This window comes from Acinetobacter sp. SK-43 (genome assembly GCF_015351505.1).
Classification (GTDB): domain Bacteria; phylum Pseudomonadota; class Gammaproteobacteria; order Pseudomonadales; family Moraxellaceae; genus Acinetobacter; species Acinetobacter junii.
The window spans coordinates 1-12,698 of sequence record NZ_JADKPY010000010.1; the positions used below are offsets into that span (position 1 = coordinate 1).

A 12,698-nucleotide genomic window follows, 5' to 3' on the forward strand; every position below is an offset into this window, starting at 1 on the left:
CTGCAATATTGGCTGCCTCTGTCTGAATGTACAATGAGATCTTTAGCAGGTTTCTGATTGCGAATAAATTCCAGCAGTTGTTCATGGGTCAGTTGGCTTAAGTCTGGCAGCGTATTCATGACCGCAGTATGCCTGAGGTCATGACGCAGAGGAAATAGAACGTTTGGAGAATAGCAGAATGGACCAGCCTAGTTTAGAGCATCGTCACCACCTGCTGTCGTCCAATGCGCTGCCAAGGTAAACCCTGGATCAGTGCCTGTAACTGTTCCGGACTGATCGCCATGCTTTCACCCTGGTGAACCTGCGCCCAGTGGAATTTTCCCTGTTCCAGCCGCCGGGCACACAGCCAGATGCCCAGTCCATCATGTACCAGCACTTTCATGCGATGGCCACGTTTATTACAGAACAGGTAAGCACAATGCGGTTTAATGTAGCCAAAGGCTCTCACCACCTGAGCCATGATAGTATCCATCCCTGCTCGCATATCCAGAGGTTGGGTAGAAAGCCAGATTTCATCAATGCGGATCATGTTGCAAGTGCCTTGAGTAATTCTGCTAAAGCAGATATTTCTGATACTTGCCATTTCAAGCCAATTTCTGCTTTTGAGTGGGGTAAAGTAATTTGAACCGTTAACATGTCAGTAGGAGTAGGATCTAATGGTGCAGAGCAAGATAAGGCAATAAATGCAGGTTTATTCGGTAGTGGTGAGCGATCATTCCCTGGCTTACCATCAATTAAGCGAATCCATTTGGATACAAGATTTGTGTTCAATCCATGTTGCAAAGCGACTGAAGCAATTGAAACGTCCGGTGCTTTACACGCCTGAACGATCTGCTGTTTAAATTCAGCACTGTATGTTCTTCGTTTTTTCGCAAGAGATGCGATGGATGTCTGGTTATTTGTAGTCATAAATTTAAGTCCTCACTTGTTTTTAAGTGAGGACTAAATTAAGGCTTATAGGACGAATTCATAAGGTGTGTTCAGCGGACGCTTACATTTCTGATGATGAAATCGTGACAACAATGATTAGGTATGTTGCATATGATCTGCAAAAAAGATATGAAAATCCTTATGCTAGAAAGGCTGGCCCTATATCTTTAGAACGATGGAATAATCAGATTGTTCAAAATCTTATTCAATATTGTAACTATATGATTGGTGAAAAGAAGCCTGAATGGCAAATTTTGGCAGAACGTCATGGTTGGATGCCACCAAATAAGCTATAACAAAAAAAGAGTCCACGCTATTTAATGGTGGACTCTTGTTTCGTTCCAACTTTTTAAAATACTTTGAGCAGAAATCGAGCAGCTTCCGAAACCATACGTTCATCACTTAGACCTGCCTTACGTAAAATTCTCCAACGAGGTAGAACTTCTGCCTTTGTTTTCATCTCAATGAAAGTTTTAGTTAAACGTCTAATCTGGTATGTCCCAATATCTTCACTATATTTCTCTAAAAATAACTTGGTTAAAGGTAGCATATCTAGATTTTTCTCAATGGTTGATACATGGGAGGTTTGTTTCATCCACCATTTTGCTGAACGTCTAGGATTATCCAAATCCCAGAGTAAATCATTGTTGAGCTTAATCAACTGTTTTACAAAGGACAAATCACGGCTATGCCAATCCACTTTAGTACCTTGAGGGATATATTTTTGGTGAAAACCCTGATTGGTCTCTAATAACCAATGTTTATCGTTACGGTATAACCAAGCATATAAAGCAGCATTTAAAAGCCGAGCAGGCTTTACACCATTTTTTTTGATCAAGCTCAGCCAATTTTCTCGGTTTTTTATGGTGAGACCAGTAATATGGTTGTTATGAACATCCATATGATTATTTTGATTTATTTTACGGAAAGAGCGGACTTGGTTGAGAATTTCAGCAAAAGGCCATTCTCTGTTGATTAAAGCCTCAATGGCAATGATATGTTCCAGATAACTAAAGCTTTTTCGATGTTTTCTAAAAATGTTGTTTAACCAAGAGGTCTCGGAAGTTAAATCGGCTAAACAATACTGCTCTAAAAATTTCTTTGACCAACGGATCGTTATTCTTTCTAGAATACGCTCATGCAAGATTTGGTTTTGCCCCCGAATACAGTCATTCTGCCGAGCCAGTTCATAATAAAACATCGTCCATTGTTCATAGCTGGGTGACTCAAAGGGAGGCAAGGTCAATAACTCTAACAATTTGGACGTAATAAAAATATCGTCAGGATTGGTGATGGTTTGTTCTGTTTTAGGACATGATTGATGAGATGGAACTAAAAAATCATGCCGATGTAATGATCTTAAATCCAGTTCTGAGTCAATGAGTTGACCATGTTGGAGACAGCAAGCTCCTTGTATTTGCCATAAGCGGAACCAATAATATTCGCCATATTTCTCTAATTGTTCTGCTAAACATTGTGGGCAATAACGTAATTTATGAATAGGTGGGATACGTGAGGCATTAATGCCTAAAGCCAGATGAATCGAACCTTGAGAAATATCAGCCATCCATTTTAAACATTGTTGCCGTCTTTTTTCAGGGACAAAAGGTGCATAGATTGGAAACAGCGTATGCTGATAGGCGATATCCTCAACGGTAAACTGATGATTCGAAAGCTGATGAATAATAGCGTTTAGGTGACAAGGCAAATCTACCGTTGCAATCACCTTACGATTTTTAAAGACTTCATCTAGTAATTGTTTAGGACTATCCAAAGCCAAACGAGTCCCTGCCCGAGCCACAGTACTGTAAATCAGCTCGTGTTGGTACGGCATGGGAAAGTTTAGCATGGCTAACTGACCTGTTTGAGCCAGTGATCAATATCAAAAACGATATTGGTTTGAGCCTTTAAATGCTCATAAAAGCTATGTTCACTTTCTTTTTGTGAGAATTGGAAACGTAAGTCTACCGTATCCAAGGTTTGCCATTGATCAGGTTTGGTACTTTTAGCTTGTGATAATTTCGGTTTTGATGACGATGAACTGGAGTCTTGCGTAACATCCTGATTTAACCAACGCATAATAATAGGGAGTAGCTCAGTTAATTTTCGATTTGGGTGTTCTTTAAATACTTTTTTAACAAGGGGAATTAAAAGCTGGGAATCATAACCAAGCTCAAGCAATAAATTATGCAAACGTATGGATTCAGTATGACCCCGATATTCTGCCAGTTGGTCATTTTGATCTAGGCTACTTTCTTCAATTCGGGAGATCAGTTTTAATAATTGTCGATCTACTTCAGGCGTAATCAAGTCGGAATATTCTGCAATTCGTCTTGCATCACCAGAGCGTAAAACATCTATAATTTTATGAATCGGTTTAAAATCTTCCTGAAATGTGGTTTTAAGTAGTTTAACCGTAATGCGTTCCAAACCCGATTCAATTGCTCGTATCTGTGCCAGAACAAATAGTTTAACTACAATGTCCAGAATACCCTGACTCAGATCAAACCAGCATTGGCGTAATTCTTCAGACAATGCAGGGTCTGATTTTCTCAACCATTGATACTTCCAGAGCGAATCAGTAAATGTCATCCATTCGGATTTTCTGACTTTTCCATCTGGTGTAGTGATTGCAGGCTCATTTTTCATTGGTTCCCAATGAATTGAACCCAAACCTACCGCTCTACGTGATGAACGGAGATCCCGCTCAAATATTTGAATTGCTTTAGGTGTCCCGACCATGACGATGGGGAGACTATAAATATTGACTAAGGTAACAAAGAAATTGAGCATCTCATCCGAATTTTTGGATCGATTTGCCAACAAGTGTTGAATTTCATCAATGACTAATAAGCCAATGGCATGAAGATGGGCAATATGCCCCATAAGCTGTAATAGCTTTTGTTCATTATGGCGTTTCTGCGTGTATTGTTTTTCGTAAGTTGTTCCCAATGCACGATCTACGGCACTAAAGAAATTTAAATATAAAGACTTAAGTGAACCATTATAAGGGCAGTCGATTTTTAAATAGACAAGTTGGGTGAAGTTATGCTCAGGGTGGTAAATCTTTTGTTTATAGTTTTTTAAGATTCGGTTTAGTGTTGTGGTTTTTCCGCTGCCAGAAAAACCAATAAAAGTAAGGCTCTGTGCGGTAGAACGTACATCATTAGAGGGTGTTGGTTCAAAATTATTGGATAAAGCGATTTGATGACTACGGTTTAGAATTCGATTAAAGTCGCCAGTCACAATATTCCTCCCCACATAGCCTTTTCTCAGCATGATGGAGATTTTCTGCTCTAATTCTAAGTGTCTGCGGATAGGATGAAAAAAGTTATTAAATAACTGTGAAATAATATGGGCACGAGTATTATTCGGTAACTGCCGATCAGATTGTTTAAATTCGATTGAACCTTTTATCGCTTGAATCGTGTCCTGTGCCTCAAAAATGGGTGGCAAAGCCTCGATAAAAGGATTTCCCTGATAATCTGAAACTGGGCTAGGTGTATATACTGCATAATCATTTTGATTTGTCATAAACATATCCTAGAGTAGAGCTGGATGTATTAATCATCATCTGAGTGATCAATATCTTCCAGCAAGTCCTGATAAATACCAAAAGTAAGTTGGTAATCCTCATCATGTTCCAGCTTCTGTTTGGGCTTAGGCATCTGAATAATGTTATTTGTTGATTCAGAGACTTTTTCAGTTGGTTGTTCAGGAAGTGGATTTTTCAGATGATCTGCTTTCCCCGCCAAACGTTCATGATTCTTTTCCCGCTGACGGTTTTCCCTAATGCCTGTAACACGTTGTTTTCTGCTTGATGCTGTCTTTGGTTTTTGAGCATTGGCCTGAGCAATAATAGACTCTATATGTTCTTCCAGAGCAGCTTTAGATTTATTGGTTTCCAGTTCTTGAATAGCTTGGGTTTGCTTCTGTTCCTGTTGAACCTGCCAAACTTCCCAGAAACTACAACCAACAAATTCTCTTGATCTTGGTGCAAGTGCGGCTTCCCAATAGTGAAGACTATCATCTTGATAAAAAACATAAATTATTTCGGCATTACTCGGGTCATACGCAACTTGTAAAGTATCTGGTCTTGAGATTGATTTTTTACGGTGCATCCAACCTTGCTGATTAATCTCAGCACAATAATAGAATACACCAAAAACTTTGAGCCCAAGATCAGATAAGGTTGCTTTGGTTTTAGGAAGCAGTGCAACACGTAATGCCTTTTCGGAAACCTGTTTTAATCTGCCCACTCGGTTTTGTATACCCCAGTTCCAGAGATGAATCGGAACTAAAGGTAAATCCGTTGGCATATCAAGATCACGATCATACTTTTTTAATTGGTGGGTCAGGTTGTAGGTGAGGATTGAACCAATAATAATCTGCTTAAAATCATGAATTGTTAAAGTAGCATCTAGACGATAATCTGAGCCACCTCGTTTTTTTTCTTTAAAGGGTTGTACCACACCCTGAGCAAAAGGTTTAAATTTTGCCTGAGCAGTTCTGAAATAACGTTCTACAATAGGCTTTAAATCCCCACGATATGGCGCAGTATTTTCAATCCGAATTGAAAAACTATGTTCGAGGGCCTCAATCTGATGACCTAATAATTCTCCACGATCCGCTAAAATCGCATCAGGCAATCCAATACAAGGCCACTCTTCACTGGTAATTTCATAACCATATTGTTTGCATAACTCAACTTTATCGGTCATAGCGACTTGTAGAGCCTGCATTGCGGTTACATATGAAGCATTCTCAAAACCAATATAAAAACCGACTACTATTCTGCTAAATACGTCAACAACAAAGTAAATCGTTGGTCTTCCCACAATACAGGCACGATCAGAATCTGAAACAAGATAAATATCTGCAATCGTTGCATCAATCTCATAACGTGATCCTGGCCCTAAGACTTGGGTATTCACTGTTGAGTGAAGTGCCCGAATGTCCTTGTTATAGAGAATAGGATTGCTACGGGCAGTAAGCTGGGTAACTTTAGGAAATTCACGTTCATAAAAATGTTTAAACTGCCATATTGATGGAATTTCAGTATCTGGCACATCAGGAAATAATGAATGATACATCGTATAGAACTTACGATAGGCATAACCTAAAGAATGTTTATTCTTGGTTAACATATACTTATTGATATTAATTCTAAATAATCGCTCAATATTTACATCAATAAGTGCCCCTGTACCTGGCATAGATTTTCTGGGGCGTCCCAGCTTTTTATCTTTGGCAATTCGTTTACTACCTTTGGCACCAGAATTTTGATAACTTGGAATAAGTGCATTAGGTATTTGCCCTCGTTGCCAATACCTGCGGGCAAGCCTGTAAATCGTCTGGTGAGTAGATTTCTGCTGCTCCAATATACGTTTAACAAGATCAAAGCGAATAGATGGATCAAAAAATTGATCATGTGTAATGAGCGGTCTGATTAACGCCATTCCAGCATCACGCTTTTGCTGCTGGATACTACCCTCAACAACTTTTAGCAATGCGATATCTGCAAAGGGGTCTTCAATCCATTCAGCTTCGTTTGCTTCTATAGATTTAGTTAACTCATTTTTTTCGATAAGAAAGGGGTTAGCACTCTGACTATCAATATCAATCCATACGATGTGATAAAGTGTCATTTTAAGGATACGAAAAGATGTATCGTGCAGTTTATAAACATCATTGATTCGAAACATGGCGAATGTCCTCCCACACTTCAATATCACCTAATGTAATTTCAGATAATTTAAGCTTTTTATAGTCTTTGGTTATATCAAAAATAAAATAACGTTGAGCAAGAAGCTCCCGAATTTCTGATAAAGATGAACCCAGTTCTAAATCATATGCCTGATCTACTTTTTTACTTAACTCAATTAATGTGAGATGAGGATATTGAGCAAATTTCTGCATATAGTCATCGAGCTTTTCATAAACAGGAAGAGAAGATTCCCTCATAGCAGGATAGAGCCATTTGATATTGTGAAGTACAGTCGCAGGAATATCTTTTTCTGTCAGGATGTACCAAGGTGTCTTTGTACTTTCCCAATATCTTCGTTCCAACTCAAGTTTTTCAATGGTTCTAATATCTTCTAAATCTGCTACGTATTTTGTTTGCAGAGCAAAATTGGGTTGCCTGAAATCTTTACGATCTACATAAAAATCTGAACTCATAATTTGTAGGGCATTACGAACTCTAGGATGAGTAATTTGAGCTTGTTCTGCAATTTGAGTTGTGGCTTGAAGCGGTAAAGGAAACTGTTCCCGAATATCAGTAACTGATGGATTCCAGTCTAAAAGTAGAAAGGTTGCAAGTTCTAAATCAGACAATAAATGATGTGTACGTTTGGTTGTATGTCCATATACACGATGTGAGCGACCTTTTGAGCCAAAATCACGCACAGTTACCCAAGGTTTATAGTTCTTTAGGTAGCCTTGACCACGACCTTCTTTTATCCAATTGTCTTGTTGTTTTTCAGTCGCCATAGCAAATCGCCTGCTACTCTCATTAATTTAAGAATAGCAGGCGATTGTTATTTGATCAATATGAGATGATACTTTATTACCTAAGATGAAACTATATTACTTAGGATGATACTTTATTGCTCTCATACAGGCGAACCTTTCTTCCATTTTTTTATTATTCGACCGTTACACTTTTTGCAAGGTTACGTGGCTGATCCACATCAGTACCACGCAATACAGCGACATGATATGACAGAAGCTGTACAGGGATACTGTAAACAATAGGTGCTAACCATTCATTGACTGCTGGGATATGAACCACGTGTTGGCGATCTTTTTCTTGGATTCCGCTATTTTCATCAGCAAAAACAAAAAGCTCGCCGCCACGCGCTTGTACTTCTTCCATATTCGATTTTAATTTATCGAGCATGTCATCATTTGGTGCCAAAATCACCACAGGCATTTCATTGTCAACTAATGCCAATGGACCATGTTTGAGTTCACCTGCCGCATAACCTTCAGCATGAATATATGAAATTTCTTTGAGCTTCAAAGCACCTTCTAGTGCGATTGGGAAGTGTGTTCCACGACCAAGGAATAAACAGTGGTTCTTTTCTACAAATAACGCAGACAAACGAAGAATCGAAGTATTGTGCTGCAAAGTATCTAGAATTACTTTCGGGCAATGCCATAAAGCTTCAGTAATTTCTGTTAACTGGGCATCAGAGAGACGTTGCTTCACTTGACCGATTTTTAGAATCAGTAACATTAATGCAGCAAGTTGCGTGGTAAATGCTTTGGTTGAAGCAACACCAATTTCAGGGCCAGCAAGGGTGAGTAAATGATGATCTGTTTCGCGAACCATCGATGATGTCGCAACGTTACAAATCGTCATCGTGCTAATGTCAATCGAGTTGGCTTTAGCGCGTTTTTGGGTTTCACGTAAGGCTGCTAGGGTATCTGCCGTTTCACCAGATTGAGAAATACAGATATACAGCGTATTTGCCACAATGACAGGCGTACGATAGCGGAACTCGCTGGCAATTTCGACTTGGCAAGGTACGCCGATTAATTGTTCAAACCAATATTTTGCAATCATACCTGCGTGATAGCTGGTTCCACAGGCAATAATTTGTACCTGTTGGATTTTAGCAAAATCAGCATTGGCATATTGAAGAAAATCTTCACGCAAATAATTGCCATTTAAGGCTTGTGAAATGGTTTGCTGGATCGCTTCTGGCTGCTCATAAATTTCTTTGAGCATGAAGTGCTTATATTCACCTTTAGATGCGTTGCTAACCGTAGCATCCAGTTCTTTCACTGGGCGTTGAACAGCTTCACCTTGCGCAAAAACTTCAATGCTCGTACGAGTTAAGCGAGCAATATCTCCTTCTTCTAGATAAACAAAGCGATTCGTGACTGGAAGAAGAGCCAATTGATCTGAACTGATAAAGTTTTCACCGATACCCACACCAATCACGAGAGGAGAACCTTCACGAACAGTGATTAATTCATCTGGATGTTCAGTATGAATAATTCCAAGAGCGTAAGCACCTTTCAGTTGTGGAATAACTTTTTGTACGGCTTCAAGTAAGCTATCAGTATGTTTTAATGCGTCATGTACGAGATGAGCAACAACTTCGGTATCTGTTTGAGAGGTGAATACATAACCTAAGGCTTGTAGATCGTCTTTTAATTCTTGGTAATTTTCAATAATACCGTTATGTACGACAGCGACATTTCCAGAAACGTGTGGATGTGCATTATTTTCAGTTGGTTTACCATGAGTTGCCCAACGTGTGTGTGCAATTCCGATATTACCCGTTAAATGTTGTTCTGAAACAGCTTCGGCAAGATTGGCAACTTTCCCTACGCGACGCTCACGTAGAATTTTTTGATTATTGAGTAATGCTAAACCAGCAGAGTCGTAACCACGATACTCAAGACGCTTAAGTCCTTCGATCAAAATATCAGTTACGCAACGTTCAGCAACGCCTCCAACAATACCACACATAATTTTATCCTCTTATTTTTTCAGCTTTTGGGGACGTTGATAATTTGCTTTTTCAAACTGTTTAGATCGTTCGACAGCCAAACTATGGTCAGCAACATCTCGTGTTAAGGTTGAACCAGCGCCAGTTGTAGCACCAGTACCGATTTTGATCGGAGCAACCAGTGAATTATTGGTGCCAATAAATACATGATCTTCAATAATAGTTCTATGCTTATTTGCGCCATCATAGTTACAAGTAATCGTACCTGCACCGATATTACAATCCGCACCAATATCAGCATCACCAAGATAAGTGAAATGATTGGCTTTAGAACCTACACCAATATTAGAATTTTTAACTTCTACGAAGTTACCGATATGCACATCATTTGCAAGATTTGCGCCTGGACGTAAACGAGCAAAAGGACCAATTTGAGTATTTTCGCCTACTACGGCATTTTCAAAAATACTATAAGCCTGAACTTTAGTGCCTGCTGCGATACGCGTGTTCTTTAAGATACAGCCTGCACCAAGTTGTACGTTATCACCGAGCTCACAGTGACCTTCAATAATAACATTCACATCGATTTGAACATCTTGCCCACATTTTAATGTGCCACGTAGATCAAAACGATTTGGATCAATTAAGTGAACGCCTTGTTGCATTAATTCTTTGGCTTGTTGTTGTTGAAATTGACGTTCCAACGTAGCGAGTTGTAGACGATCATTTACGCCTTCAACTTCAAATGCCAGTTCAGGTTGAATGGAAGCGATTTCTAGACCATCTGCAACCGCCATCGCTACGATATCGGTAAGATAATATTCACCTTGTGCGTTGTTATTCGACAGCTTTGGTAGCCATTGGTGTAATTTTGCATTGCTAACGCAGTAGATCCCCGTATTGATCTCTTGGATCTGACGTTGTTCTTCATTGGCATCTTTATGCTCAACAATGGCTTGAACTTTTCCTACCTGACGAACGATACGACCATAGCCCGTTGGATTTTCGACATCGAGTGTGATCATCCCAATACCAGACTGGCTAGATGCTTCTAGTAATTGTTCAAGAGTACTGAGTCGAACTAAAGGCACATCACCATATAAAATGAGTGAGATACCATCTTGCGGTAAAACTGGTAATGTCATCTGTACAGCATGACCAGTACCTAATTGCTCAGCTTGTTCAACCCATTCAATCTGTTCTTGTGCAAAGCTTTGTTTAACAAGTTCACCGCCATGCCCATAAATGGTAATAATATTTTGGGCGTTGAGTTTTTTTGCGGTTTCAATGACGTGTCCCAAAAGTGGACGACCTGCAAGTGGTTGTAATACTTTAGGAAGCTTTGAACGCATTCGCGTTCCTTTCCCTGCAGCTAGAATAATGACGGTTGTTGACATAATTAACCCTAATATTAATGTGTTAGGTCAAAAAATAAAATTGAATAAGAAAAATACATAATGCAGCCCAAAGTCCTGCAATCAGGTCATCAAGCATAATACCAAAGCCGCCAGAAACTTTTTGGTCAGCCCAATTAATTGGAAATGGTTTCCAGATGTCGAAGATACGGAATAAGACAAAACCTGCAATGACCCATAACCAATTCATTTGCTGTAAGTAAAGCAGAGGTAAAAAGGTAATCGATTGTCCAGCAAATTCATCCCAAACGATACGACCATCATCATGAACATTAATCACTTTGGCAGTGTGGCCACAAATATAAATGCCTGCAATCGACATAAGTAGGATTGCAAAAACACTGGCATTGAAGCCAAGTATTAGCCACAGGGGGACGAAAAGAAGAGCAAATGCTGACCCAAAAGTACCAGGGGCTTTGGGACTGAGACCAGAGCCAAATCCTACACCGCAGAACACAATAAAGCGGTCAAACCAAGTCATTTGGCTAAAGTGAATAGGGGGTTTATGCAAAGTGTTGATATCCATGAACATGTAATGGGTAAACTTCGCCCATATACTTAAATAACAATCCAGTTTGTTGGGTAATTTCGCCGATTATTGTAAACGGTACATCAGATTGATGTCGCGATAGTTCTTCGAATTTTTGCGGTGATATTGTAAAGCATAATTCGTAGTCATCCCCACCAGCGAGCGCATATTGCCAAGCTTGTTGTTGATCTAATGCTTTTAGCGCTGAATCTATTGGCAAACGATCTAAAAATAAAGTCGCACCCACGCCAGAGGCTTCCAGAATATGCCCTAAGTCTTGTGCTAAACCATCTGAGACATCGATCATACTGGTCGCTCGACCTTTCAGTCGCTGACCTAACTGACAACGTGGTGTTGGATAATCTAAACGTTGTTGTAGTGCATGACCTAAATGGTGCAGTCCATACGCAGCATCACCAACTTGCCCACTCACGCATATATAGTCACCGACTTGCGCACCAGCTCGCGTAATTGCTTGCCCTTGTTCGATCCAACCTAGCGCTGTCACTGTAATCGTTAATTGGGAGCTTTGTGTTGTATCTCCACCGATTAATGCAACATTGAATTGGTCACAACATTCAAAGAGTCCTCGACTGAATTCAGCCAACCATGCCTCATCTACACTTGGTAAACTGAGTGCAAGTAAGATGCTGTGTGGTTGAGCTCCCATTGCCGCGATATCTGATAAATTCACGGCTACACTTTTCCAACCCACAGCATGAGCTGAGGTGTCTAAAGGGAAATGGCGACCAGCGACTAGAGTGTCTGTGCAAATAACGAGTTGTTGCGAGGAAGGAGGGGTGAGGATGGCTGAGTCATCACCAATGCCTAAACTGACATCCTGATGAGATGCTCGTTTAAAGTAACGGTCAATAATTGAAAACTCAGCCATGAAACATCAAGCCTATTATTTCGCTTGTTGTTTTTCAGCTTCACGAAGCTTTGAAGAAAGACGATCTAATACACCATTGATGTATTTATGACTGTCTGCACCACCAAAGTGTTTTGCTAGCTCAATTGCTTCATCAAGTACAACGCGATAAGGAACTTCGAGGTGATCTCGTAATTCATAAGCGCCCAATCGTAAGGTTGCAAGTTCTACACCATCAAGTGCAGATAGCTCACGGTCAAGTACAGGAATGAGTAACTCATCTAAAGCTTCATGTTGAGCAACCACTTGAGTGAGTAATTCATGGTAGTAGTTGAGGTCAACCTTGTGCATGGCATTTTCAACACGTGTACGTGCTTCAATTTCATGAACAGGATTTTGACTCATTTGCCATTCATAAATCCCTTGTACAGCAAAACGACGTGCTTTGCGTTTCGCTGCATAAGCGGCCTGAAGTGTTTGCGACATGC

12 protein-coding genes are annotated in these 12,698 nt (G+C 39.9%); 1 reads left to right on the plus strand and 11 read right to left on the minus strand.

Annotated features, from left to right (window positions below; all coding sequences use genetic code 11):
* Positions 1–193: 193 nt before the first annotated feature.
* Together tnpB and tnpA are read right to left on the minus strand one after the other, a co-directional pair.
* Positions 194–529: an IS66 family insertion sequence element accessory protein TnpB gene (gene tnpB, locus IRT38_RS03430; protein WP_004691519.1), complete on the minus strand. Its 336-nt coding sequence runs from the start codon at positions 527–529 to the stop codon at positions 194–196.
* Positions 526–909 (minus strand): IS66-like element accessory protein TnpA, encoded by a 384-nt coding sequence (tnpA, locus tag IRT38_RS03435; protein ID WP_005006377.1) that lies wholly within the window; start codon positions 907–909, stop codon positions 526–528. Before tnpA ends, tnpB begins: the two co-directional genes overlap by 4 nt.
* A gap of 65 nt (positions 910–974) precedes the next feature.
* On the opposite strand from tnpA, the gene IRT38_RS03440 reads away from it, so the two are divergent.
* A complete protein-coding gene (locus IRT38_RS03440) occupies positions 975–1,226 on the plus strand; it encodes a hypothetical protein (protein WP_194596961.1) in 252 nt (83 codons plus the stop codon).
* 53 nt (positions 1,227–1,279) lie between these two features.
* On the opposite strand, the gene IRT38_RS03445 is transcribed toward IRT38_RS03440, so the two are convergent.
* The 9 genes from IRT38_RS03445 to nusB form a co-directional block, all read right to left on the minus strand.
* Positions 1,280–2,779, minus strand: coding sequence for a TnsD family Tn7-like transposition protein (locus tag IRT38_RS03445; protein WP_033523437.1), 1,500 nt, complete (start codon positions 2,777–2,779; stop codon positions 1,280–1,282).
* Positions 2,780–2,781: 2 nt separating this feature from the next.
* Positions 2,782–4,464 (minus strand): AAA family ATPase, encoded by a 1,683-nt coding sequence (locus tag IRT38_RS03450; RefSeq protein ID WP_033523439.1) that lies wholly within the window; start codon positions 4,462–4,464, stop codon positions 2,782–2,784.
* Positions 4,465–4,493: 29 nt separating this feature from the next.
* The gene (locus tag IRT38_RS03455; RefSeq protein WP_033523441.1) at positions 4,494–6,635 is read right to left on the minus strand and encodes a Mu transposase C-terminal domain-containing protein; all 2,142 of its coding nucleotides are present in this window, start codon (positions 6,633–6,635) and stop codon (positions 4,494–4,496) included.
* Positions 6,619–7,422 (minus strand): heteromeric transposase endonuclease subunit TnsA, encoded by an 804-nt coding sequence (locus tag IRT38_RS03460; RefSeq protein ID WP_033523443.1) that lies wholly within the window; start codon positions 7,420–7,422, stop codon positions 6,619–6,621. The genes IRT38_RS03455 and IRT38_RS03460 overlap by 17 nt, the downstream gene beginning before the upstream one ends.
* Positions 7,423–7,576: 154 nt before the next feature.
* A complete protein-coding gene (gene glmS, locus IRT38_RS03465; protein ID WP_194596962.1) occupies positions 7,577–9,415 on the minus strand; it encodes a glutamine--fructose-6-phosphate transaminase (isomerizing) in 1,839 nt (612 codons plus the stop codon).
* Between the two features lie 12 nt (positions 9,416–9,427).
* Positions 9,428–10,792: a bifunctional UDP-N-acetylglucosamine diphosphorylase/glucosamine-1-phosphate N-acetyltransferase GlmU gene (gene glmU / locus IRT38_RS03470; RefSeq protein ID WP_194596963.1), complete on the minus strand. Its 1,365-nt coding sequence runs from the start codon at positions 10,790–10,792 to the stop codon at positions 9,428–9,430.
* Positions 10,793–10,814: 22 nt separating this feature from the next.
* Positions 10,815–11,336 (minus strand): phosphatidylglycerophosphatase A, encoded by a 522-nt coding sequence (locus IRT38_RS03475; RefSeq protein WP_004910111.1) that lies wholly within the window; start codon positions 11,334–11,336, stop codon positions 10,815–10,817.
* Complete coding sequence (gene thiL, locus IRT38_RS03480; protein WP_194596964.1) at positions 11,314–12,231, minus strand: thiamine-phosphate kinase; 918 nt, start codon at positions 12,229–12,231, stop codon at positions 11,314–11,316. The genes IRT38_RS03475 and thiL overlap by 23 nt, the downstream gene beginning before the upstream one ends.
* Positions 12,232–12,246: 15 nt before the next feature.
* Entirely contained in the window at positions 12,247–12,696 is a 450-nt protein-coding gene (nusB, locus tag IRT38_RS03485) for a transcription antitermination factor NusB (RefSeq protein WP_004679125.1), read from the minus strand.
* Positions 12,697–12,698: the final 2 nt, after the last annotated feature.